General features: G+C 52.6%; 25 protein-coding genes. 5 read left to right on the top strand and 20 right to left on the bottom strand.

What is annotated here, in order from left to right; all coding sequences use genetic code 11:
- From fabG to yceD, 6 genes are all read right to left on the bottom strand, one after another.
- On the bottom strand, positions 1–655 hold a 655-nt coding region (gene fabG / locus EQY_RS0109630), incomplete at its 3' end, for a 3-oxoacyl-ACP reductase FabG (protein ID WP_001008543.1).
- Between the two features lie 12 nt (positions 656–667).
- A complete protein-coding gene (gene fabD, locus EQY_RS0109625; protein WP_000191375.1) occupies positions 668–1597 on the bottom strand; it encodes an ACP S-malonyltransferase in 930 nt (309 codons plus the stop codon).
- Positions 1598–1612: 15 nt separating this feature from the next.
- Positions 1613–2566, bottom strand: coding sequence for a beta-ketoacyl-ACP synthase III (fabH, locus tag EQY_RS0109620; protein ID WP_000288132.1), 954 nt, complete (start codon positions 2564–2566; stop codon positions 1613–1615).
- Between the two features lie 67 nt (positions 2567–2633).
- Entirely contained in the window at positions 2634–3704 is a 1071-nt protein-coding gene (plsX, locus tag EQY_RS0109615; protein ID WP_000197578.1) for a phosphate acyltransferase PlsX, read from the bottom strand.
- Positions 3705–3784: 80 nt separating this feature from the next.
- Positions 3785–3958 (bottom strand): 50S ribosomal protein L32, encoded by a 174-nt coding sequence (gene rpmF, locus EQY_RS0109610; protein ID WP_000290727.1) that lies wholly within the window; start codon positions 3956–3958, stop codon positions 3785–3787.
- 51 nt (positions 3959–4009) lie between these two features.
- Positions 4010–4531 carry a 23S rRNA accumulation protein YceD gene (gene yceD / locus EQY_RS0109605; RefSeq protein WP_001174481.1) on the bottom strand — a complete coding sequence of 174 codons (522 nt, stop codon included), beginning with the start codon at positions 4529–4531 and terminating at the stop codon, positions 4010–4012.
- Positions 4532–4729: 198 nt separating this feature from the next.
- Between yceD and yceF the strand changes: the two genes are divergently transcribed.
- Positions 4730–5314: a 7-methyl-GTP pyrophosphatase gene (gene yceF / locus EQY_RS0109600; RefSeq protein WP_010345602.1), complete on the top strand. Its 585-nt coding sequence runs from the start codon at positions 4730–4732 to the stop codon at positions 5312–5314.
- Positions 5315–5416: 102 nt separating this feature from the next.
- Here yceF and rluC read toward each other — a convergent pair whose 3' ends face one another.
- Complete coding sequence (gene rluC / locus EQY_RS0109595) at positions 5417–6376, bottom strand: 23S rRNA pseudouridine(955/2504/2580) synthase RluC (protein WP_024165114.1); 960 nt, start codon at positions 6374–6376, stop codon at positions 5417–5419.
- A gap of 572 nt (positions 6377–6948) precedes the next feature.
- On the opposite strand from rluC, the gene rne reads away from it, so the two are divergent.
- The gene (gene rne / locus EQY_RS0109585) at positions 6949–10134 is read left to right on the top strand and encodes a ribonuclease E (RefSeq protein WP_000827349.1); all 3186 of its coding nucleotides are present in this window, start codon (positions 6949–6951) and stop codon (positions 10132–10134) included.
- A 195-nt stretch (positions 10135–10329) separates the two neighbouring features.
- Here rne and flgL read toward each other — a convergent pair whose 3' ends face one another.
- The 11 genes from flgL to flgB form a co-directional block, all read right to left on the bottom strand.
- Positions 10330–11283 (bottom strand): flagellar hook-associated protein FlgL, encoded by a 954-nt coding sequence (flgL, locus tag EQY_RS0109580; protein ID WP_001212795.1) that lies wholly within the window; start codon positions 11281–11283, stop codon positions 10330–10332.
- Positions 11284–11295: 12 nt separating this feature from the next.
- Positions 11296–12939 (bottom strand): flagellar hook-associated protein FlgK, encoded by a 1644-nt coding sequence (flgK, locus tag EQY_RS0109575; RefSeq protein ID WP_000096513.1) that lies wholly within the window; start codon positions 12937–12939, stop codon positions 11296–11298.
- A 65-nt stretch (positions 12940–13004) separates the two neighbouring features.
- On the bottom strand, positions 13005–13946 hold the full coding sequence (gene flgJ / locus EQY_RS0109570; RefSeq protein WP_024212499.1) for a flagellar assembly peptidoglycan hydrolase FlgJ: 942 nt from the start codon (positions 13944–13946) through the stop codon (positions 13005–13007).
- Positions 13946–15043: a flagellar basal body P-ring protein FlgI gene (flgI, locus tag EQY_RS0109565; RefSeq protein WP_000589296.1), complete on the bottom strand. Its 1098-nt coding sequence runs from the start codon at positions 15041–15043 to the stop codon at positions 13946–13948. The genes flgJ and flgI overlap by 1 nt, the downstream gene beginning before the upstream one ends.
- Before the next feature lie 11 nt (positions 15044–15054).
- Positions 15055–15753 (bottom strand): flagellar basal body L-ring protein FlgH, encoded by a 699-nt coding sequence (gene flgH / locus EQY_RS0109560; protein ID WP_024212497.1) that lies wholly within the window; start codon positions 15751–15753, stop codon positions 15055–15057.
- 51 nt (positions 15754–15804) lie between these two features.
- Entirely contained in the window at positions 15805–16587 is a 783-nt protein-coding gene (gene flgG, locus EQY_RS0109555) for a flagellar basal-body rod protein FlgG (protein WP_000625837.1), read from the bottom strand.
- A 137-nt stretch (positions 16588–16724) separates the two neighbouring features.
- On the bottom strand, positions 16725–17480 hold the full coding sequence (flgF, locus tag EQY_RS0109550; RefSeq protein WP_000349335.1) for a flagellar basal-body rod protein FlgF: 756 nt from the start codon (positions 17478–17480) through the stop codon (positions 16725–16727).
- A gap of 19 nt (positions 17481–17499) precedes the next feature.
- A complete protein-coding gene (gene flgE / locus EQY_RS0109545) occupies positions 17500–18705 on the bottom strand; it encodes a flagellar hook protein FlgE (RefSeq protein WP_000885864.1) in 1206 nt (401 codons plus the stop codon).
- A gap of 24 nt (positions 18706–18729) precedes the next feature.
- Entirely contained in the window at positions 18730–19425 is a 696-nt protein-coding gene (gene flgD, locus EQY_RS0109540; protein ID WP_000020458.1) for a flagellar hook assembly protein FlgD, read from the bottom strand.
- A gap of 11 nt (positions 19426–19436) precedes the next feature.
- On the bottom strand, positions 19437–19841 hold the full coding sequence (gene flgC, locus EQY_RS0109535; protein WP_001196460.1) for a flagellar basal body rod protein FlgC: 405 nt from the start codon (positions 19839–19841) through the stop codon (positions 19437–19439).
- A 3-nt stretch (positions 19842–19844) separates the two neighbouring features.
- Entirely contained in the window at positions 19845–20261 is a 417-nt protein-coding gene (gene flgB, locus EQY_RS0109530; RefSeq protein ID WP_000884706.1) for a flagellar basal body rod protein FlgB, read from the bottom strand.
- Between the two features lie 153 nt (positions 20262–20414).
- Here flgB and flgA point away from each other — a divergent pair, with 153 nt between their 5' ends.
- From flgA to flgN, 3 genes are all read left to right on the top strand, one after another.
- Complete coding sequence (gene flgA / locus EQY_RS0109525) at positions 20415–21074, top strand: flagellar basal body P-ring formation chaperone FlgA (RefSeq protein ID WP_000880636.1); 660 nt, start codon at positions 20415–20417, stop codon at positions 21072–21074.
- A 75-nt stretch (positions 21075–21149) separates the two neighbouring features.
- Positions 21150–21443, top strand: a complete 294-nt coding sequence (gene flgM, locus EQY_RS0109520; protein WP_000020870.1) for a flagellar biosynthesis anti-sigma factor FlgM — start codon at positions 21150–21152, stop codon at positions 21441–21443.
- 4 nt (positions 21444–21447) lie between these two features.
- Complete coding sequence (gene flgN / locus EQY_RS0109515) at positions 21448–21864, top strand: flagella biosynthesis chaperone FlgN (protein WP_000197371.1); 417 nt, start codon at positions 21448–21450, stop codon at positions 21862–21864.
- Positions 21865–21903: 39 nt separating this feature from the next.
- On the opposite strand, the gene murJ is transcribed toward flgN, so the two are convergent.
- Positions 21904–23439 (bottom strand): murein biosynthesis integral membrane protein MurJ, encoded by a 1536-nt coding sequence (murJ, locus tag EQY_RS0109510; protein WP_001050689.1) that lies wholly within the window; start codon positions 23437–23439, stop codon positions 21904–21906.
- 109 nt (positions 23440–23548) lie between these two features.
- Positions 23549–24472: a Gfo/Idh/MocA family protein gene (locus EQY_RS0109505; RefSeq protein WP_000736171.1), complete on the bottom strand. Its 924-nt coding sequence runs from the start codon at positions 24470–24472 to the stop codon at positions 23549–23551.
- Position 24473 lies beyond the last annotated feature (1 nt).

Below are 24473 nucleotides of genomic sequence, written 5' to 3'. Positions count from 1 at the left end.
CCGCGTTGGCGATTTCCTGAGCGTCGCCGAGGCGACCCGCAGGAACCTGCGCCAGGATACCCGCACGCTGGTCATCGCTCAGCGCACGTGTCATGTCCGTTTCAATAAAGCCCGGAGCAACAACGTTTACAGTAATACCACGTGACGCAACTTCGCGCGCCAGGGATTTACTGAAGCCGATCAAGCCCGCTTTCGCCGCAGCGTAGTTGGCCTGACCGCCATTTCCCATGGTACCAACCACAGAACCGATAGTGATAATACGACCATGACGCTTTTTCATCATAGCGCGCATTACCGCTTTTGACAGACGGAAAACAGATGAAAGGTTGGTTTCGATAATATCGTTCCACTCATCATCTTTCATTCGCATTAACAGGTTATCACGAGTGATACCGGCATTATTGACCAGGATATCGACTTCACCAAATTCTGCGCGAATTTTTTCCAGAACAGATTCGATAGATGCCGGGTCGGTCACATTCAACATCAGACCTTTACCGTTATCACCTAAATAATCGCTGATCGCCTGAGCGCCGCTTTCACTGGTCGCAGTACCGATAACTTTCGCGCCACGAGCTGCGAGCGTTTCAGCAATTGCGCGGCCAATCCCACGGCTTGCACCGGTTACCAGTGCGATTTTTCCTTCAAAATTCATATTTTTCCTCTTTTAAAGCTCGAGCGCCGCTGCCATCGCTGAAGGTTCGTTCAGCGCCGAGGCGGTCAGGGTGTCGACAATGCGTTTCGTCAGGCCAGTAAGCACTTTGCCCGGGCCGACTTCATAAAGATGTTCAACGCCTTGCGCTGCCATGTATTCAACAGATTTCGTCCACTGAACCGGATTATACAGCTGACGTACCAGCGCATCACGGATAGCATCGCCATTAGTTTCGCATTTCACATCAACGTTATTCACAACCGGAACGGTTGGGGTATTGAAGGTGATTTTCGCCAATTCAACAGCCAATTTATCGGCAGCCGGTTTCATCAGCGCACAGTGTGACGGTACGCTTACAGGCAACGGCAGCGCACGTTTTGCGCCCGCAGCTTTACAGGCAGCGCCTGCACGCTCAACCGCTTCTTTATGACCGGCAATAACGACCTGCCCCGGAGAGTTAAAGTTTACCGGAGAAACGACCTGACCTTCTGCAGCTTCTTCACACGCTTTAGCAATAGACGCATCATCAAGACCGATAATTGCCGCCATTGCACCTGTCCCTTCCGGTACAGCTTCCTGCATGAACTTGCCACGCATCTCAACCAGACGCACCGCATCAGCAAAATCAATCACACCAGCGCAAACCAGCGCGGAGTATTCACCCAGGCTGTGACCGGCCATCATCGCCGGTGCTTTACCGCCCTGCTGCTGCCACACACGGTACAGCGCAACAGATGCCGTCAACAGTGCTGGTTGGGTTTGCCAGGTTTTATTCAATTCTTCGGCAGGTCCCTGCTGGGTCAGTGCCCACAAGTCGTAGCCCAGCGCCGCAGAAGCTTCAGCAAACGTTTCTTCGACAATGGGATAGCTCGCCGCCATATCAGCCAGCATTCCAACTGTTTGAGAGCCCTGTCCAGGGAACACAAATGCAAATTGCGTCATCTTTAAATCCTTATCCTAGAAACGAACCAGCGCGGAGCCCCAGGTGAACCCACCGCCAAAGGCTTCAAGCAGAACCAACTGCCCAGGCTTAATGCGCCCGTCGCGTACAGCTTCATCCAGCGCGCACGGGACAGAAGCGGCAGAAGTATTACCGTGGCGATCCAGCGTCACCACGACATTGTCCATCGACATGCCGAGTTTTTTCGCCGTTGCGCTGATAATACGCAGGTTAGCCTGATGCGGAACCAGCCAGTCCAGTTGAGAACGGTCAAGATTATTTGCCGCCAGCGTCTCATCAACGATGTGCGCCAACTCGGTTACTGCAACCTTGAAGACTTCGTTGCCCGCCATGGTCAGATGAATTGAATTTTCAGGATTCACACGGTCGGCATTAGGCAACGTCAGCAATTCACCATAGCTGCCATCAGCATGAAGATGCGTTGAGATAATTCCTGGCTCTTCAGAGGCAGCCAGCACTGCAGCGCCCGCGCCATCGCCAAAAATAATAATAGTCCCGCGATCTGTCGGATCGCAGGTGCGCGCCAGTACATCGGAACCAACAACCAGAGCATACTTCACCGCACCTGATTTCACGTATTGATCGGCTACGCTTAATGCATAGGTGAAACCTGCGCAGGCTGCTGCAACGTCAAATGCCGGGCAACCTTTAATGCCCAGCATGCTTTGAATCTGACAAGCTGCGCTCGGGAAAGCGTGCGTAGCAGAAGTCGTTGCCACAACGATCAGGCCAATCTGGTCTTTCTCAATGCCCGCCATCTCAATTGCGCGTGTCGCCGCTTCAAAGCCCATGGTTGAAACGGTTTCGTTTGGCGCGGCAATGTGGCGTTCGCGGATACCGGTACGAGTGACAATCCACTCGTCAGAGGTGTCCACCATTTTTTCCAAATCGGCGTTTGTCCGCACTTGTTCGGGCAGATAGCTGCCAGTACCAATAATCTTCGTATACATGTACGCTCAGTCACTTTTCGGTTATATACCGTCACTTGCAAACTGCGAGTTCGCTGGCAGCGTCCTGCTACCGCAGAGTTCCGCTTTTGCCACCGTCCAGCAGCTCAAAACCAGCTGGGTATACAGATTCCAGGCGAGCGGCAATTCGCTGAGGAACTTGTCGCTGCACCGCCTGCACTGCCTGTTCAATCGCGACCGCAAAAGCTCGCTGATTGGCTGCACCATGACTTTTTATCACCGTGCCGCGCAATCCTAACAGACAGGCGCCGTTATACTGGTCGGGGTTGAGGTGACTGAATCGCCTCGTCAGGCTCTTTTGTAGCCAACGCTTTAATAACAGTAGCCACCACGACCGTTTTTTCCCTTCTCCCTGAGATTTCAGCAGAGAAAGGAACATCCTGACAACACCTTCCATCGTCTTTAATGTGACATTTCCTGTAAAGCCGTCACAGACCAGCACATCTGTCTTGCCAGTTAATAACTCATTGGCTTCAAGATAGCCGATATAGTTGATAGAAGGGATTGTTTTAAGCACCGCTGAGGCATCCCGAATACTGTCGAGACCCTTTACTTCTTCTTCACCAATATTGAGCAACGCCACGCGAGGATTGGGAATTTCCACCACCTCTTCAGCCAAAACTGAGCCCATAATGGCAAATTGCACCAACATTGTGCTGTCACAATCGACGTTGGCTCCTAAATCGAGAACCACCGTTTTGCCCTTTTGTTGATGCGGTAACACCGTCACCAACGCCGGGCGCTCAATCCCCTCCAGGGGCTTGAGTAATAATTTAGCCAGCCCCATCAGCGCCCCGGTATTGCCAGCACTGACACAGGCTTGCGCTCGACCTTCTTTCACCAGTTCCAGCGCCACGCGCATTGAGCTACCGCGACTGGCGCGGATAGCTTGCGAAGGCCGGGCATCACTGGCGATAACTGACTGCGCAGGAATAATCTGCAAACGAGAACGTTGTTCGAAGTCAGCTTTAGCAAGTAATGGCGTGATGGCGTCGGGATTACCGACTAAAAGAAGAGTGAGTTGCGAATTAGAGTTCAGTGCCTGCAAAGCTGCAGGCACTGTCACAGAAGGACCAAAATCGCCCCCCATGACATCTAACGCCAGGGTTAGACGTGTCAAGGTATCGTCGCCGCCCGGTTTGGTCTTTCCCCAGTTGCCTGGGGAAAATCCTCACTAAGCTTCATCACGCAGATGCGTGATTACTTAGCGATGACCTTGCGGCCACGGTAGTAACCGTCGGCAGTGATGTGGTGACGCAGGTGTTTTTCACCAGAAGTTTTGTCTACAGACAGGCTGGTGACTGCGGTCAGCGCGTCATGGGAACGACGCATGCCACGTTTGGAACGGGTTGGTTTATTCTGTTGTACGGCCATGGACCTTACTCCTCAATTACGGTTTATCCCCGATCCAACGGGGAGCACCAATTACTTACGCTTTAAGCTGGCTAATACGGCAAATGGGTTTGGCTTTTGCGCTTCTTCAGGCAGTTCACCAAAGACCATGTCCGCTTCGGACACTTCACAGTGTTCAGAATCATGCACCGGAACTACCGGCAAGGCGAGGATGATTTCATCTTCAACCATTGCAAGCAGATCGATTTCACCGAATTCGTTAACCTCAATCGGTTCATACGCTTCCGGCAGTGCTTCAGCCTGTTCGTCTGAACGCACAGGACTAAAACAGTACGTTGTGTAGACCTGATGAGTAAACGGCTTCCCGCAACGCTGACACTCGAGCGTTACCGTCACCTTCGCATCGCCGTTTAACACTGCGAGACGTTGGTTATCGATAGCGAACGACATGGAGCATTCCACATCACTGTCCACACTGACTACGGATTCGGCGACGCGCTCAACCTGATCAGGAGTATAGATACCCTGGTAATCAAGGCGTTTTTGAGCCGTACGAACCGGATCGAGAGTCAGGGGTAATTTTACCTTTTGCATAGGGCGCGCATATTAACTTTGTAACGTCATAGAGTCAAAGAAAAAGGCAGCCTGTGGTTGCCTTTTGCCAATAATTCGCACACATTGCGGGTTACTGCTTTATTTTCGTTCAGTGCTGATAACGAACATCAACCTGCAAAACGAAGCGCATAGTTTAAAATGGCTATCATCAATACGCTATATCTGATGGAAAAAAATATGTCTAAACTTATTTTAGCCTCCACTTCGCCCTGGCGCCGCGCCCTACTTGAAAAACTACAAATCTCTTTCGAATGTGCCGCCCCGGAGGTCGACGAAACCCCGCATAGCGATGAATCACCGCGCCAGCTGGTGCTCCGGCTGGCGCAAGAAAAAGCGCAATCCTTAGCGTCACGTTATCCCTCTCATTTAATTATTGGTTCAGACCAGGTGTGTGTTCTTGATGGGGAAATCACCGGTAAACCGTTAACGGAAGAAAATGCGCGTCTGCAATTACGCAAAGCCAGCGGCAATATTGTCACCTTCTATACTGGGCTGGCGCTATTTAATTCGGCGAACGGGCATCTGCAAACGGAAGTGGAACCTTTTGACGTTCATTTCCGCCACTTAAGCGAGGCGGAGATTGATAATTACGTGCGTAAAGAACATCCCCTGCACTGCGCTGGCAGTTTTAAGAGTGAAGGGTTTGGCATTACGTTATTCGAGCGTTTAGAAGGACGTGACCCTAACACGCTGGTTGGTTTGCCGCTTATCGCACTCTGTCAGATGTTACGTCGGGAAGGGAAAAACCCGCTGATGGGATAGTTGTTTGCGCCGGATGCGGTTACGTCGCATCCGGCAATCGGTGCTGGCGGCCTGAGGCAGTATCAGGCCTACCGCCCATTATATCTGGCTTATATGCTTGTATTAACGCGCATTACGCAGTTTCTGCAAACAACGCTTCAGGCCATCATCCATCGGCGCTTCGATACGCATCACCTCACCCGTTCCCGGATGGGTAAACTTCAACGCTGCCGCATGCAGGAACAAACGTCTCAGCCCCGTTCCGGTCTCAGTGAGCTGTTGATCAAACTCACGATCGCCGTAACGATCATCAAACGCAATCGGATGACCAGCGTATTGAGTATGCACACGGATCTGGTGCGTACGTCCGGTAACCGGACTGCAACGAACCAGGGTGGCAAATGCATAGCGTTCTTCCACTTTAAAGCGTGTTTCCGACGGTTTGCCTTCCTGACTGACACGCACGATACGTTCGCCGCTTTGCAGAATATTCTTCAGCAGCGGAGCCTGGACACTCTTCACGTGTGACTGCCACTGACCGCGCACCAGCGCCAGATAATCTTTTTGCATCCCTTTTTCACGTAATTGCTCATGCAGAGAACGTAACGCCGAACGTTTTTTCGCTACCAGCAATACACCTGAAGTGTCCCGGTCGAGTCGATGCACCAGTTCAAGGAATCGCGCTTCCGGGCGCAACGCCCTCAGCCCTTCAATAACGCCGAAACTTAAACCACTGCCGCCATGCACCGCCGTACCTGAGGGTTTATTCAGCACCAGGATATGATCATCTTCATATAAGATGACGTCCGCCAGCGCCGCCACTTTTTGCAGATGCGGCGAAACGGCCTCTTCTTCCCGTTCAGCAACGCGAACCGGCGGAATACGCACTTCATCACCGGCTTCGAGTTTATATTCAGGCTTAATACGTTTTTTGTTCACCCGCACTTCGCCTTTACGCAAAATACGGTAAATCATACTTTTTGGTACGCCTTTCAATTGGGTGCGCAAAAAGTTGTCGATACGTTGCCCCGCTTCATCAGCGGTAATAGCAACGATTTTTACGGATGGAGTCTCTGTTTTCATGGTGGGCGATTCTAAATAGCCAACAGGATTCGCGCCACTCATTTTTCTATGCTTATATTTAGTTCTGCACCTTATTACTTCCCAGTGCAATCACTTAATTGATGGTTATTAGACCAATCGCCAGTAAGAAGTGAAAAAACTGTGAGTAAGTGGGTGATAAATGGTAAAAGTCATCTTGCTATAACAAGGCTTGCAGTGGAATAATGAGAACGTTTCCGTGTCCAACCTTGTTAAAACAAGAAATTTTACGGAATACCCCATTTTGCCCGACCGATCATCAACGCAGCAATGGCGTAAGACGTATTGATCTTTCAGGCAGTTAGCGGGCTGCGGGTTGCAGTCCTTACCGGTAGATGGAAATATTTCTGGAGAGTAATACCCAGTCTGTTTCTCTGATAATTGCGCTGTTTTTCCGCATGAAAAACGGGCAACCGACACTCTGCGCCTCTTTGAGCTGACGATAACCGTGAGGTTGGCGACGCGACTAGACACGAGGCCATCGGTTCACACCCGGAAAGGCGTTACTTTGCCCGCAGCTTAGTCGTCAATGTAAGAATAATGAGTAAGTTACGATGAAAAGAATGTTAATCAACGCAACTCAGCAGGAAGAGTTGCGCGTTGCCCTTGTAGATGGGCAGCGTCTGTATGATCTGGATATCGAAAGTCCAGGGCATGAACAGAAAAAGGCGAACATCTACAAAGGTAAAATCACCCGCATTGAACCGAGTCTGGAAGCTGCTTTTGTTGATTACGGCGCTGAACGTCACGGTTTCCTCCCACTAAAAGAAATTGCCCGCGAATATTTCCCTGCTAATTACAGTGCTCATGGCCGTCCTAACATTAAAGATGTGTTACGCGAAGGTCAGGAAGTCATTGTTCAGATCGATAAAGAAGAGCGCGGCAACAAAGGCGCGGCATTAACCACTTTTATCAGCCTGGCGGGTAGCTATCTGGTTCTGATGCCGAACAACCCGCGCGCGGGTGGCATTTCTCGCCGTATCGAAGGCGACGACCGTACCGAATTAAAAGAAGCACTGGCGAGCCTTGAACTGCCGGAAGGCATGGGGCTTATCGTGCGCACCGCTGGCGTCGGCAAATCTGCTGAGGCGCTGCAATGGGATTTAAGCTTCCGCCTGAAACACTGGGAAGCCATCAAAAAAGCCGCTGAAAGCCGCCCTGCTCCGTTCCTGATCCATCAGGAGAGCAATGTTATCGTTCGTGCATTCCGCGATTACTTACGCCAGGACATCGGCGAAATCCTTATCGATAATCCGAAAGTACTCGAACTGGCGCGTCAGCATATCGCCGCGTTGGGTCGCCCGGATTTCAGCAGCAAAATCAAACTGTACACCGGCGAGATCCCGCTGTTCAGCCACTACCAGATCGAATCGCAGATCGAGTCCGCCTTCCAGCGTGAAGTCCGTCTGCCGTCTGGTGGCTCCATTGTTATCGACAGCACCGAAGCGTTAACCGCCATCGACATCAACTCCGCGCGTGCAACTCGCGGCGGCGATATCGAAGAAACTGCATTTAACACTAACCTGGAAGCAGCCGATGAGATTGCTCGTCAGCTACGCCTGCGTGACCTCGGCGGTCTGATTGTTATCGACTTCATCGACATGACGCCTGTACGCCATCAGCGCGCGGTGGAAAACCGTCTGCGTGAAGCGGTACGTCAGGATCGTGCGCGTATTCAAATCAGCCATATTTCTCGCTTTGGCCTGCTCGAGATGTCCCGTCAGCGCCTGAGCCCGTCGCTGGGTGAATCCAGCCATCACGTCTGCCCGCGTTGCTCCGGTACTGGCACCGTGCGTGATAATGAATCCCTGTCGCTCTCTATTCTGCGTTTGATTGAAGAAGAAGCCCTGAAAGAGAACACCCAGGAAGTCCACGCCATTGTTCCTGTCCCTATTGCCTCTTACCTGCTGAACGAAAAACGTTCTGCGGTAAATGCAATTGAAACCCGTCAGGACGGCGTGCGCTGTGTGATTGTACCAAACGATCAGATGGAAACCCCGCACTACCACGTACTGCGCGTGCGTAAAGGGGAAGAGACGCCGACCTTAAGCTACATGCTGCCGAAGCTGCATGAAGAAGCAATGGCGCTGCCGTCAGAAGAAGAGTTTGCGGAGCGTAAACGTCCGGAACAACCTGCACTGGCGACTTTTGCCATGCCGGATGTGCCACCAGCTCCAGCCCCGGCAGAACCTGTAACGCCTGCGGCAGCCACAGCGCCTAAAGCCGCGCCGACAACACCTGCTGCTCCTGCACAACCAGGCCTGTTAAGCCGTCTCTTCAGCGCCCTGAAATCGCTGTTCAGCGGTGGTGAAGAAACCAAACCAACCGAGCAACCTGCACCAAAAGCAGAAACGAAACCGGAACGTCAACAGGATCGCCGTAAGCCTCGTCAGAACAATCGCCGTGACCGTAATGAACGCCGCGACACGCGTAGCGAACGTACAGAGGGTAGCGATAATCGCGAAGAAAACCGTCGTAATCGTCGCCAGTCACAGCAGCAAACTGCCGAGACGCGTGAGAGCCGTCAGCAGGCTGATGTAACAGAAAAAGCGCGTACCACCGACGAGCAGCAAACACCGCGTCGTGAGCGTAGTCGTCGCCGCAACGATGATAAACGTCAGGTACAACAAGAAGCGAAGGCACTGAATGTTGAGGAGCAATCTGTTCAGGAAACAGAACAGGAGGAGCGTGTACGTCCGGTTCAACCGCGTCGTAAACAGCGCCAGCTAAATCAGAAAGTGCGTTACGAGCAAAGCGTTGCGGAAGAAGTGGTAGCCGCTCCGGTGGTTGAAGAAACCGTCGCCGCCGAACCTGTTATGCAGGAAGCGTCTGCCCAACGTACTGAACTGGTGAAAGTACCATTGCCAGTCGTTGCACAAACTGCGCCGGAACAACAAGAAGATAACAATGTCGATAACCGTGACAACGGCGGTATGCCGCGTCGTTCTCGTCGCTCGCCTCGCCATCTGCGCGTGAGTGGTCAGCGTCGTCGTCGCTATCGTGACGAGCGTTATCCGGTTCAGTCACCAATGCCGTTAACCGTAGCGTGTGCGTCTCCGGAACTGGCCTCTGGCAAAGTCTGGATCCGCTATCCGGTTGTACGTCCGCAAGATGTACAGGTTGAAGAGCAACGAGAACAGGAAGAAGTACAGATGCAGCCGATGGTGACTGAAGTCCCTGTCGCCGCCGCTGTCGAACCTGTCGTTGCCGCGCCGGTTATTGAAGAAGTGACCGAAACTATAGAAGCACCGGTTCCGGTTGCACAAGCGCAACCGGAAGTGGTTGAAACGACGCATCCTGAAGTGATTGCCGCAGCGGTAACTGAACAGCCACAGGTGATTGCCGAGGCTGATGTTGCTGTAGCGCAGGACGTTGCAGAACACGCGGAACCGGTAGTTGAACCGCAGGAAGAGACGGCAGATATTGAAGAAGTTGCCGAAACTGCCGAGGTTGTAGTTGCCGAACCTGAAGTTGTCGCTCAACCTGCCGCACCTGTGGTCGCTGAAGTCGCAGCAGAAGTTGAAACGGTAGCCGCTGTTGAACCTGAGATTACCGTTGAGCATAACCACGCTACCGCACCGATGACACGCGCTCCGGCACCGGAATATGTTCCGGAAGCACCGCGTCACAGTGACTGGCAGCGCCCTACTTTTGCCTTCGAAGGTAAAGGTGCCGCAGGTGGTCATACGGCAACGCATCATGCCTCTGCCGCTCCTGCGCGTCCGCAACCTGTTGAGTAATCATTAGCTCAAAGTAATCAAGCCCTGGCAACCGCCGGGGCTTTTTATTTCATCTTTGAATCAACATATTCAAATTCATCAAATGGCATTCTTGCTAGCCAACTACTCAAATCAGGCAAAAAAAATGCCCGCCCCGGCGATCCCAGAGCAGGCAGACAAAACATACCCAGTTTCATGATATGTTTGAAAAAGTGCTTATTTGTTGAGCTGGAAAAGCGATAACCCCTGCATATCAGTAAACGCTTTGTACGACGCCTGCAATGCTGTTTGCTGCATGATGTAAGACGAAATAGTCGCGTTCCAGTCCACATCAACCAAATCACTCATCTGCTGCGTTTGGCCTAAAGCGCGATCGCTACCTAAAGAATCCAGCGACTCCAGCTCGTTCAGCTGCGTACCTAATTCCGCGCGTACGGTGAGCACATTATTCAGCGAGTTTTTCAGGCCACGGTTGGTTTTATCTAACGCCGCAGCAGAGGTTTCTTGATCCGCTTCACTATCCGCAACAGGTGTTTTAAGCGCCGCAATGGCGCTATCCAGCATGGCAAAAAGATTGGTTTCAGAATCGCTACCGTCTGGTTCCGCTACTGCATTACTGGTAATGCTATTAAAAATTTTGTCGCCGGTATGCCCTATCACCATCGAACGCGAGGCATCTACCTGTTGCTTAATACTTTCTGTTCCGCCGACATATTTACCTTTCTCTTCGCTAAACGGCGCGGTTTCTGTTTTATAACCCGCAAAAATGTAGCGCCCGTTACCGTCAGTGGTATTCGCCAGATTCAACAACTGGTCACGGAGCCCCTGAATATCCGTTGCCAGCGATGCCCGATCATCGTCACTCAAGGTGCCGTTGCTGGCATAGACAATTTTCTCCTGAGCATTCTGGATAGCAGTGGTCACCTGGCTAAGCACACTCTCTTCCAGTGATACTTTTTGAGTCGCGAAAGTACGCGCCAGCGTGTACTGGCTGTTTTGCGCCTGCGCTTGTGAGAGCACTACGGCTTGTGATGCAGCAATGGGATCATCTGAAGGGTTAACGACTCGCTTACCCGTCGACATCTGTTCGCCGTACTTCATCCATTCCGCCTGAGAACTGGTGATACCGCGCATGTTCTGCTGGTACATCATTTGAGTACTGAAACGCATTTTTTCTCTCCCTTAGCGAATGTTAATCAGCGCATCAAAAATGGCGTTCGCCGTCTGCAAAACCTGCGCATTCGCCAGGTAATACTGCTGAAAGCGTTGCAGGTTGCCGTACTCTTCGTCGAGGTTGACGCCGGAAATAGATTGCTGCTGATTAGAAAGTTGCGTTACCACATTACCTTGCGTGGTACTGCTGGTTTTCAACGTAGCGGTTTTATTACCGATGTCGCTGACCAACGAGGCATAGGCGTCGTTAAAGGATTTCGCCCCGCCCACCGTTTTACCGTTGCTTTGCAAATCCAGCAGCGCCTGACCATTGCGGTTGTCGCTCTCACCAGCCGTTTTATCACTCGCCATGGCGATTTCTGCTTCGTCGGTGATTAAAACGTCCATATTGACGATGGCATCGCTTACCGGTTTCAGCGTAAAGCTGTCGTTAGCGACTGGTGTGCCAGTAAACGTCAACTCCAGACCATCAAACGTGACTTTACCGTCAGCATCCGGCGTCACCGGAAAAGTGGTATTGCTGGTAAGGCGGGTGACCTGCCACTGATCGTTGCTAAAGGAGATTTTGTAATCTGTCGCCAGCACGGCAGAGCCATCGGTCACTGTGGCGCTAATCGCGCTGTTACCCTGGTTTTTAGTATTCTCCAGTACAGCCGGCTTACCGATGGCAAAGAAATCCTGCCCTTCCTTACCATTGGCATCAAATCCCTTGTTATGTTGGGTATTGAAAGCCTCGGCAAATGCCAGCGCCAGTTGCCCGAGCGTATTGCGCGTCTGGTCAAGATCCTGAGAACGGAATGTCAGAATGCCGCCCAGCGACCCGGTATTCAGCAACTTCTCCGGGATCTCAATATTGCCTGCTGTCCCATCAACATAAGCGACAGTGGTACGAGAAGGATCGGCGCTGGACGGTACTGCCGCCAGCTGGCGCGCCGTACTACCTTGTACCAGCGAGTAACCATTGGCCATCGTGATGTTATAAGTGCCGCCATCCTGAACGCTGACTTCTACACCAACAATCTGGTTTAATTCACTCACCAGTTGATCGCGTTGATCCAGGAGATTGTTGGGTGACGCCCCTGCCCCCACACCTGTCAGGCGTGAAATTTGATCGTTCAGGCTGGCGATTTGTTTAGCGAAATTGTTGATCTGGTCAACGCTGGCACCTATCGCAATATTGACCTGTTTGTCCTGGTCGCGCAGATACTGATCGGTGGTTTTAAACTGATTCACCAGCCCTTCTGATTTACCAATCAGCGCCTGACGTGCTGCTGGATCTTCCGCGTTGCTGACCAGCGTTTGCAGACTGGTGAAGAAGTCCTGCATCTGTGTTGCCAGCGACGTGGTGCTGCCAGAGAGCATATTGTCGATTTTCGACATCTGCTCATAGCGGGAAGTCAGGCCGCTACTCTGGGTCTGCGCCGCACGTAACTGGTTGGTAATAAAGGCGTCGTACTCACGCTGTACGCCGGAAACGTAGACGCCATTGCCAACCCAGCCGCCTGCCCCCAGAGTGCTATTGGCCTGCGCCATAATGGTCGTTTGACGAGTATATCCGGCAACGTTATAGCTGGAAATATTATTACTCGCCGTATTTAACGCCGCCTGAGCCGCGTTAAGTCCGCTCATGGCGTTATTGATCAAGCTGGACATGGAGGTTCCTTATAAGCTTTCAATTACAGAGCATTATCGGCAGCGACCCGCCGGACTTGAGTTGTTCAGAACAGATTATCGATACTGATGTTGTAGGTCTTACTCACCTTGTCGCTTACCGATTTCATCTGTTGAATCATATTGGTGAGTTTGCGGGCATAATGAGGATCGGTAGCATAGCCCGCGTCCTGTAATGCCTGCGCGCCCTGCTCGGCGCTTGTGGCGGTCGTCACGGCAGCGTAACGCGGATTACGCGTTAACAGTCCTACATAATCCGACAATGCTTCAAGATAAGAGCTGTAGACCCGAAACTTCGCCTTCACTTTCCTCGCTTCGCCGTTTTCATATTCGGTAGTGGTAATTTCAGTCACCGCCCCTTTCCAGTTGGCAGAGGCTTTGACGCCAAACAGGTTATAGCTTGGTTCACCATTTTCACGACGAATTTGCCGTTGACCCCAGCCTGATTCCAGCGCGGCCTGGGCGAGGATCAGATGATGTGGCACACCGCTTTGCTGGCTTGCCAGTTGGGCGGGCAATGAGAGTTGGGCGAGGAATGCTTTACTGTCACCTGGCAGCGAATCATCGTAGTTACGTGGCACGGCTTTTTGCACAAGCTGCGTGAGTGTCTGATTTTGATAACGCACCACGGTTTCGAGCGGGAATTTCATCGGTGCCCTTGGCGTCGCTTCATCTGGCAGTGGTTGTTCTGGCGTCATCTGTTTTACCATCATCTCCGCCAGTCCCAGACCTTTGCCCGCCGTCATCTGTTGGGCAATCTGCTGGTCATACATACTGGTGTAGAGGCGAGTGTGCTCACTACTGAACAGGCCATCTTTCGGTAGGGCTTCACGCATACTTTTCAGCATCATCTGCACGAACATCCCTTCCACCTGGCGGGCAACCGGACGAATATTTGCCGCCGGATCTTCGCCCGCTTTCGCTTTCAGATCGTTAAGCGATTGCGCATCCCAGGCGGCACTTGCCAGTAGTTTGCTGTCGCTAATCATCAGATGATTTCCAGTTTTGCCCGCAGACATCCCGCGCTTTGCATTGATTGCAGTATGGACATCAGCTCCATCGGCGTAGCGCCCAGCGCATTGAGCGCGCGCACCACGTTATTGAGGCTGGCACTAGAACGTACGCTTTGCAGCGAACCGCCGCTCTGGCGTAAGTCGATCTGGGTTTGTGGCGTGACAACGGTCTGCCCGCCACCAAACGGTGTGTCTGGTTGACTCACGTTAACCTGACGATTTACCGTAACCGAGAGATTCCCCTGTGCTACCGCGCAACTGTCCAGCGTCACTTCACGATTCATCACCACTGAACCAGTACGCGAGTTAATAATCACTTTGGCGTCCTGCGGGATGACATTAACCTGCATATTCTGGATATCAGCAAGGAAACGCACCTGGGAACTGTTGCCACTCGACACGCGTACCTGAATAGTCCGCGCATCTAACGCCGTCGCGTTACCGTATCCACGTGTGCGGTTGATGGTATCGGCAATTTCCTGCGCCATGGTGAAATCTTCCTCATTTAGCTGCAAATTGAGGGTATTGCCAGCGCCAAACTGGCTGGGCAATTCGCGCTCAATAATCGCACCATTAGTGATCCGTCCGCCGTTCAGTTGGTTAACCTGGACACTGCTGCCTCCCGCCGATGCGCCCGCACCGCCAACCAGAATGTTGCCCTGCGCCAGCGCATACACCTGGCTATCAACGCCCTTAAGCGGTGTCATCAACAACGTGCCGCCACGCAGACTTTTGGCGTTCCCCATAGAAGAAACCACCACGTCGATGGTTTGCCCCTGGCGACCAAATGGCGGAAGCGACGCCGTCACCATTACCGCAGCCACGTTTTTGAGTTGCATATTAGTGCCAGTCGGAACGGTAATTCCCAACTGCGAGAGCATGTTATTAAGCGTTTGAGTGGTAAACGGCGTCTGGGTCGTCTGGTCGCCTGTACCATCCAGGCCAACGACCAGCCCATAACCGATCAGCGAGTTTTGCCGTACGCCCTGAACGCTGGTGAGATCGCGAATACGGTCGGCCTGCGCCACCGTCGCAACCAGCAAAAGAATGAACGCAGAGAGAAATTTAATCACTACAGCCTCACTTACATTGGCGACAGGTTAAGGAAGAAACGCTGTAACCAGCCCATATTTTGCGCTTCGTTAATGTAACCGTTACCCACGTACTCAATACGTGCATCCGCCACCTGAGTAGACGGTACGGTATTGCTGCCGCTGATGGTGCGTGGATTGACCACACCGGAGAAGCGAATAAACTCAGTGCCCTGATTAATGGCGATCTGTTTTTCGCCCACCACATGCAGGTTACCGTTGACCAGCACCTGATCGACCGTCACTGTTAATGTGCCGCTAAAGGTATTGCTGGCATTAGCACCGCCTTTACCGTTGAAACTATTGCCACCAGAGGCATCGACATCGGCGCGGGCGTTACCAAACAGCCCCTGCAAATAGCGCGGCACAGTATCAAAGCCAAAATTAGTTTTACCGTCACGGCTGGCATTCGCAGAGGAACTCTTGCTGGCGCTGACGTTCTCCTGCAACACAATGGTCAGCGTGTCACCAATATTGCGCGGTCGGCGATCTTCAAACAGCGGTTGATAGCCATAGTTAATCGGCTGGGCAGACTGAAAAATTGAACCGTTGGCAACGGGCGTCGGGCCGGGAACCGGCTGTGCACTGGTCGCCCCCTGCACCAGCGGCGTGGAGGGTATCCAGGCACAGCCGGATAGTGAAAGCACCAACAAGCTGGAAATGGCGTAAGTATGCATAGCGTTTTTTTGCATGGCTATCATCTTCAAAATCAGTAAACCGGTGAGAGTCCCCACCGGTATGCCTTAGAGTTGCGTCAGTTTTTGCAGCATTTGATCGGTGGTGGATACCGCTTTACTGTTGATTTCGTAGGCGCGCTGTACCTGGATCATGTTGACCAGTTCTTCCGCCACGTTGACGTTAGATGTTTCAACATACCCTTGATACAACAGTCCTGCACCGTTCAGGCCTGGCGTGCTTTCATTCGGTGCACCGGAGGATTGCGTTTCGGTGTAGAGGTTTTCACCAATACTCTCCAGCCCGGTGTCGTTCATAAAGGTAGTGAGATTGAGTTGCCCAACCTGAACCGGCGCCGCCTGACCTTGCTGGGTAACGCTTACCACGCCATCACGACCAATGGTGATACTTAACGCATTCGCCGGAATGGTGATTGCTGGCTGCACCTGAAAGCCACCGGCCGTCACCAGTTGCCCGTTCTGATCCACCTGGAAAGAGCCGTCACGGGTATAGGCTGATGAGCCATCCGGTAACATGACCTGGAAAAAACCCTGCCCTTTGATGGCAACATCTTTGCTGTTATTGGTTTGCGACAGATTGCCCTGACTGTGTAAACGTTCAGTGGCGACCGGACGCACACCGGTGCCAATTTGTAACCCGGATGGTAAGGTGGTTTGTTCGGAAGACTGTGCGCCAGGCTGGCGAATGGTTTGATAAAGCAGATCTTCAAACACCGCCCGCTGGCGCTTAAAACCGTTGGTGCTGACGTTTGCCAGGTTGTTGGCAATAACGTCCATATTGGTTTGCTGGGCGTCGAGACCCGTTTTGGCGATCCATAATGAACTGATCATAAAATATCCTGTGGTGGATTGCTGACAAGCAGAGCAAAAGCACGCGACAGTGTGAATTTCCCCTCACCCTAACCCTCTCCCCAAAGGGGCGAGGGGATAGTCCGCGCGCTTTTATTGCAATGTCATCAATCGTTGAATTAACTCATCGACAGCAGTTGATTGGCACGCCCCGCGTTATCATCGACGCTGCTGATCACCTTCATCTGCATTTCAAAACGCCGCGCGCTGGCAATCATGTCGCTCATTGCCGAAACGGCATTGACGTTACTGCCTTCCAGAACGCCCGACATCACACGCAACGTCGGGTCAGCCTGCAGCACCGTGCCACGCGTTGCCTGGCTTTCCGCATTTAAACGAAAAATACCGTCATCACCACGCTGTACTTCACTGCCCGTGGCTTTCACCAGTTTCAGACGCCCCACTGGCGCGACGGTATTTGCCGGATCGCCGGGATTCCGCGCCGAAATCGTGCCATCGGCGGCAATCGTGATTTCTGCCCCTTCCGGTACAGCAATCGGTCCCGCCTCGCCAATCACCGGATGCCCCTGAATCGTCAGTTGCCCGGTGGGATCAACCTGGATGCTGCCGTTACGCGTATACCCTTCGCTACCGTCAATAGTCTGCACGGCCAGCCAGCCGTCCTGCTGTAATGCGACGTCCAGCGGGCGCGAGGTGTAATCCATCTTGCCGGGAGTCATGTCTGCACCCGGCGTTGACGCCGTTACCAGCGTGCGCGTGGGCAGAGAAAGCCCTTCCACCGGCACCGCACGTAAGGCGTTTAACTGCGCGCGAAAACCCGGTGTCGAGGCATTTGCCAGATTACTGGCGGTCACCGCCTGCTGATTCAGCGTCTGGCTGGCGGCGCCCATTGCGGTATAGATTGCGTGATCCATTGAGCTATTCCGTCAGCAATTAGCGTAAGTTAACCAGCGTGTTAAGGATCTGATCCTGGGTTTTGATGGTCTGAGCATTGGACTGATAGTTACGCTGGGCGACAATCATATTGACCAGTTCTTTGCTGAGATCGACGTTGGACGCTTCCAGCGCGCCGTTGGTCAGACTGCCAAAATTACCCGTTCCGGCAGTCCCCAGCAGCGCCACACCAGAAGATTGCGTCGCAGACCAGACGTTGTCGCCTTCGGACGCCAGTCCTTCGTTGTTGGCAAAGTTCGCCAGTACAATCTGCCCCAGTAGCTGGGTTTGTTCGTTGGAATAGTTACCGACTACCGTGCCGTCATCGTTGATTTGATAGCTCACCAAATCGCCAGGTTTGTAGCCATCCTGCGTGGTTGCCACAATGTTGTTTGCGCCGGTGTTTTGCTGCATAGAATTGAGGAAACTTAACGAGAATGAGGCAGGATCTGCGCCATTGATTGCGCCGGTGGTAATGTTCGCTGTCCCCCCCGAAGTCAATATGCCATTGGCATTAAACGCTAGCGTCGTTGCGTGGTTCGCTGTGCCTGTTGGATCACTGCTATCCTGGGTGTAAACATCCCAGTTATTATCCCCGGTCTTCACAAAGTAGACGCTCATGTCATGAGCATTCCCCTGACTATCGAAAACAGTCACCGAGCCTTTTTTGTTATAGCTATCCGCATTACTGGCATCAAAGGTAGTCACCGACGGAAGCGGATCACTGGAGTTCAGGTTGATCTGCATCGACGCCGTGGTGGTGGTTTTTGCCGCCATCAGGGTATTTGGAATCGAAATATTGGTCGGATTCGCCCCTTGCTGAATGGTCGGCGGCGTGCCGGTTGCCGGATAACCCGTCAACTGTAAACCTTGCATATTCACCAGGTTGCGGTTTTCATCGAGTTTGAATTGCCCGTTACGGCTATAAAACACCGAACCGTTGCTGTCTACCAGGCGAAAAAAACCGTTCTGGCTGATAGCAACGTCAAGACCACGTCCGGTATTGGTGGTCGTGCCATCGGTAAAATCCTGGGTGATGCCAGCAACTTTTACTCCCAGTCCCACTTTAGAACCCGCGAACATATCAGCAAATGAAGCCGTGCCGGATTTAAAGCCATAGGTGGCGGAGTTGGCGATATTGTTGCCAATGACATCGAGGTTGGTGGCGGCAGCGTTTAATCCGCTTACCGCTTGAGAAAAGGCCATGACTGACTCCTGAAATGTGAAGGCTTAGATTATCTGCCGTACTTCGTCGAGCGTGGTGGTGCCGTAAGTACCAAGATCCAGCGTATTCCCGTTGTTGCCGCGAATCACGCCCTGTACCAGAGCAAACTGCAGCGGTTGAGCCACTAACTGCGTACCACCGTTACTGGCGCTAATCGCCACGTTATAAGAACCATTTGGAGCGGTTGTGCCATCAGTTAACGTACCGTCCCAGGTGAAACTGTGGACGCCGGCGGTCAGTTCACCGATATCAATGGTGCGCACAACCGCGCCGTTTTTATCAGTGATAGTGGCAGTGACTTTGTCTGCCGCCTGTTGCAGTTCAACACCGAACGGTGTGGTCGTGGTTACCGCACCTTCTTCACTGCCGGTTCCGGCAAGAATAGTGGTGCCGGGGATCATCACACCGTGACCAATCAGGTTACTGGCCTGTAGCGACTGACTATTGTCTATCTGCCCGGAAATCGAACCGAGCGTAGTATTGAGTTTTTCAATCCCACTGACCGTGCTGATTTGCGCCAGTTGCGACGTCAGCTCGTTGTTTTCCATTGGATTGGTCGGGTCCTGGTTTTTTAGTTGTGCCACCAGCAAGGTCAGAAAACTGCTTTGTAAATCTGCGGCGTTACTGCCCGTGATCGAACTACTGCTGGTAGTGCTGACGCCGGTATTTGTCGGATCGGTGGTGGTTACCGCAATGGACATGGCTTTCTCCTTTATTGACCGAGCGTGAGGGTTTTCAGCATCATGCTTTTCACCGTGTTAAGCACTTCCACGTTGGCCTGATAGCTGCGCGACGCCGACATGGTGTTAACCATCTCCCCGACAACATCAACGTTTGGCATTTTCACGTAACCCTTCGCGTCCGCCAGCGGATTACCCGGCTCATAAACCAGTTTGTCCGGAGCCTGACTTTCAATAACATCGGCAACCTTTACGCCGCCCGTAGCAGCGCCTGGCGCGGCGTTCACCTGGAACACCACCTGTTTTGCCCGATAAGGTTGTCCGTCTGGGCCAGTCACACTGTCGGCATTAGCCAGATTACTGGCCGCCACGTTCAGACGCTGGGACTGAGCAGTTAACGCCGATCCGGCGATATCAAAAATATTCAGCAGTGCCATCCGTTAATTTCCGCTCTGTAAAACGTTCATCATGCCTTTGATTTGCCCACTCAACGCACTAAGGCTCATCTGGTATTGCAGGCTGTTATCGGCAAACTGGGTACGTTCGCGATCCATATCGACGGTATTGCCGTCCAGCGAAGGCTGATCCGGAATACGGTATTGCAGTTCTGTGGAAGGAGGCGTCAGCGCCTGCGCCGGAATGTGTTGCGTTGAGGTCATGGTCAGCGCAACCACGCTGGTTTCATCTCGTCCACGCTGCATCACTTTTTTAAGTTCACTGGCAAAATCTATATCGCGCGCCTGATAACCAGGGGTATCAGCATTGGCGATATTTGCTGCCAGCACTTCCTGACGCTGGGCGCGCAGATTGAGCGCCTCTTGTTGAAAACGTAAGGCGGCGTCGAGCTTATCGAGCATATCTCCTCCGCAGGTATCAAAATTCTGCCGTCAGCTTAAAGGCTTTACGCGCGCGTTATCGGCGGAATAAACGCAAAATGGGTCGCTATTTATGCCGTTGATGGTCACAGCGCGCGGGTACAATTTGGCCTGTAGAAATGGCTGGAGGTGAAAATGCTGGCAATGAAGCGTTGTATGGCGATCATCGCGATACTGTTCAGTCCGCTGAGTGCGGCTGGCGATCTCACATCACAATTGCAAACCTTTTTTGCCGCACAACTGGCAGGACTGAGTGATGAAGTCCGTGTCTCTATTCGTACTGCGCCCCATTTACTGCCTCCGTGTGAACAGCCATTGCTGTCGATGACCAGCAATTCCCGCCTGTGGGGCAATGTGAATGTGCTGGCGCGCTGCGGCAACGACAAACGATATTTGCAGGTTAATGTGCAGGCCACGGGAAATTATGTGGTTGCTGCGATGCCCGTTGTGCGTGGGGGAAAACTGGAATCTGGCAGTGTCAAACTAAAACGCGGACGGCTGGATACCTTACCGCCGCGTACTGTACTGGATGTCAATCAACTTGTTGATGCCGTCAGCCTGCGCGATCTGGCGCCCGAACAGCCTGTACAGCTAACCATGCTGCGCCAGGCCTGGCGAGTCAAAGCCGGTCAACGCGTCAATGTGATTGCCAGCGGGGAGGGATTCAGCGCCAATGCTGAAGGTCAGGCACTGAACAATGCCGCCGTCGCGCAAAATGCTCGTGTCCGCATGGTGTCAGGTCAGGTGGTCAGTGGCGTGGTGGATGCTGATGGGAATATTCTTATAAACCTGTAAGCTGTTAAAGATTGACCGACTATTGCCGATAAATAAGCAACAAATGATAAAAGCGCCCTCAATGAGGAATAAACCATGAGTATTGACCGCACTTCACCTCTGAAGCCCGTAAGCACCGTTCAGCCACGCGAAAACACTGACGCGCCGGTAGCCAATACCCGCTCGACTAAAACGACCGCAGCCACCAGCACCAACGTCACGTTAAGCGATGCGCAGGCAAAATTGATGCAGCCAGGCAGCAGTGATATCAATCTTGAACGCGTAGAAGCGTTGAGACAGGCGATTCGTAACGGTGAGCTAAAAATGGATATCGGCAAAATTGCCGACGCGCTGATCAGCGAAGTACAACAAGACTTACTGAGTAAATAGGCTTATGACGCGTCTTGCAGAGATCCTCGACCAGATGTCCACAGTGCTTAACGAGCTTAAAATGGTGATGGATCAAGAGCAACAACATCTCTCTATGGGGCAGATCAACGGCAGCCAGTTGCAATGGACTACAGAACAAAAAAGCTCACAGCTGGCAACGCTGGATTACCTTGAGCAGTTACGTCGGCAAACACTGGATACTGTAAACAGCGACGAGATCACACAGCGATGGCAGGAAATTACCGTGAAAACGCAGCAACTGCGCCAGTTAAATCAACATAACGGCTGGCTTCTGGAAGGACAGATTGAGCGCAATCAACAGGCGCTGGAGATGCTGAAACCGCATCAGGAACCGACGCTGTACGGGGCTAACGGTCAAACCTCAACGTCCCATCGCGGCAGTAAAAAGATATCTATCTGAAGATTTTCTCCGGCCTGCAATGCAGGCCGGAACGCATTATTACACCGTCCGACGGGCAAACTCTTTAACTTTGAAGCCCAGCACCGCCAGCGCGGCAAAGTATGCCGCGATCCCCGCGACAACAACCGCCATCAAGCGTAGTAAGCGCCAGGGCATAGTGCCCAATGACCACTCTGGCATGATGTGTAACATACCTAACAGCACGCCAGACATCACCAATACGGCTACCAACAAACGCAACAGAAACGCAGTCCAGCCGGGCTGTGGGGTAAAGATTTTCTGCTTACGCAACTGCCAGTACAGCAGCGAAGCATTCAGGCAAGCCGCCAGACCAATGGAAAGCGACAATCCGGCATGTTTCAACGGGCCGATAAACGCCAGGTTCATCAATTGCGTCAGGATCAGCGTGACGATGGCTATTTTTACCGGTGTTTTAATGTCCTGTCGGGAATAAAAGCCCGGAGCCAGCACTTTCACCACAATCAGGCCAATCAAACCCACCGAGTAAGCAATTAACGCCCGCTGGGTCATCAGCGCATCAAAGGCGGTAAATTTACCGTATTGAAACAGTGAAACGGTCAACGGCCCGGAAAGGATACCCAGCGCCACCGCGCTTGGCAGCGCCAGCAAGAAACAAAGACGCAGCCCCCAATCCATCAAGCGGTTGTATTCATCGTGATTGCCGCTGGCAAAACTTTTCGACAGCGACGGTAGCAAAATGGTGCCCAGCGCCACGCCCAGTACGCCAGACGGGAACTCCATTAAACGGTCGGCGTAATACATCCAGGACACAGAACCGGATGCCAAAAACGAGGCAAAAATGGTGTTAATGATCAAGGAGATCTGACTGACAGAGACGCCAAGAATCGCCGGTCCCATCTGTTTCACCACGCGCATCGCACCCGCATCGTGGAAGTTAATGCGTGGCAAAACCAACATGCCTATCTTCTTCAGGTGCGGTAGCTGATAAACCAGTTGCAGGATACCGCCCACCGTTACAGCCCACGCCAGCGCCAGCACAGGCGGATTAAAGTACGGCGCGGCAAACAGCGCAAAACCAATCATGCTGATGTTAAGTAACGTCGGGGCAAATGCCGGAATCGAAAAACGGTTCCAGGTATTGAGAATCGCCCCCACCAGCGACGCCAGGGAGATCAGCAAAATATAGGGAAAAGTAATCTGTAATAGCTGGGTAGTCAGGGCAAATTTGTCGGCAGTATCAGCAAAGCCCGGCGCGGTCACCATGATTACCCATGGCGCGGCGAGCATCCCGGCAACCGTCACAACCGCCAGCGCGAGTGTCAGCAGACCAGAAACATAAGAGACAAAGACCCGCGTGGCGTCTTCACCCTGCTTGCTTTTATATTCCGCCAGAATCGGCACAAATGCCTGGGAGAAGGCTCCTTCAGCAAAAATACGGCGCAACAAGTTAGGAAGTTTAAAAGCGACAAAAAAGGCGTCGGTTGCCATCCCTGCGCCAAAGATTCTGGCGACAATTGCGTCACGTGCGAAGCCAAGCACACGCGAAAACATGGTCATCGAGCTGACGGCGGCCAGCGATTTTAATAAATTCATCGGTGTTCTAATCCAGACCCACGGGCAAAACGCCTGCAAGGCAGGCGCTGAAAGAGGCGAATAGTCTACCTGGATTATGGTGAATTGCTACCGCCAGATGTTACAGGGTTTATTCACTCATCGCGTCGCGCCAGATCTTGTCAACGATGCGCTGCGCCAGCACAGCCTGTTCACCGGCGGTTTGCGGAACTGTCTGATTTTGCACGCATTCAATGAAGTGACGTGCGCAACCAACAAATCCACGCTGCTCAAGGGTACTCAGCCAGCCTGGAATCGGTTTATGCACTACCCCCTGCCCGCGCTCCTCACGCCATTCACGCATATCCGTAATGTCGATGAGCGCACCGTCAGTCACGGCCTGCACGGCTTCACGCTGACTTCCGGCACGGCGATGCATACTGGTGGTAATCTGCAAAGAACCCGCAGAAAAATGGTGCTCGGCAAATAGCATTTCGCCAGCGTCGTTAGTCAGTAGCGTGCCGCCATCCAGAGAGGCTTTGCCGCCAGACAACCACAGCGCGGTATCCACCACATGCAGATAATCATCCAGCAACGTGAAATAAAGATCGTGCGGCCCGACACTATTGCTACGATGCTTATCCATTCTTAGCGAGGCCGCCGTAGCGAGTTGCGTTTTTAACTCACAGTAGAGAGGTGCGAAACGGCGGTTAAAACCGACCATCAGGGTGAGTTTTTTCCGTGCTGCCAGTTCCACCAGCCGCTCGGCATCACGCAGATTTTCCGCCAGCGGTTTATCAACACAAACATGCACCCCCGCATTTAACAGCGCACTGACAACCTCAAAGTGGCTGGCAGTGCTTGAATGCACGAAAACCGCATCGCAACTGGCGGCGAGGCTGGATAACGAATCAGCGTAGGGAATGCGCCAGCTTTCACAAACTGGCAGGGCTTTCTCACGCGTTGGCGACCACGCGCCTTGTAACGTCCAGTCTGATGCTGCCGCCAGCACCGGTAACCACGCTTTTTGCGCGATACCACCTAATCCCACTACGCCGATACGTAATTTTTTCACT

It is taken from the genome of Escherichia sp. TW14182, assembly GCF_000208525.1.
Classification (GTDB): domain Bacteria; phylum Pseudomonadota; class Gammaproteobacteria; order Enterobacterales; family Enterobacteriaceae; genus Escherichia; species Escherichia ruysiae.
This window is presented reverse-complemented; position numbering and strand designations above follow the sequence as displayed.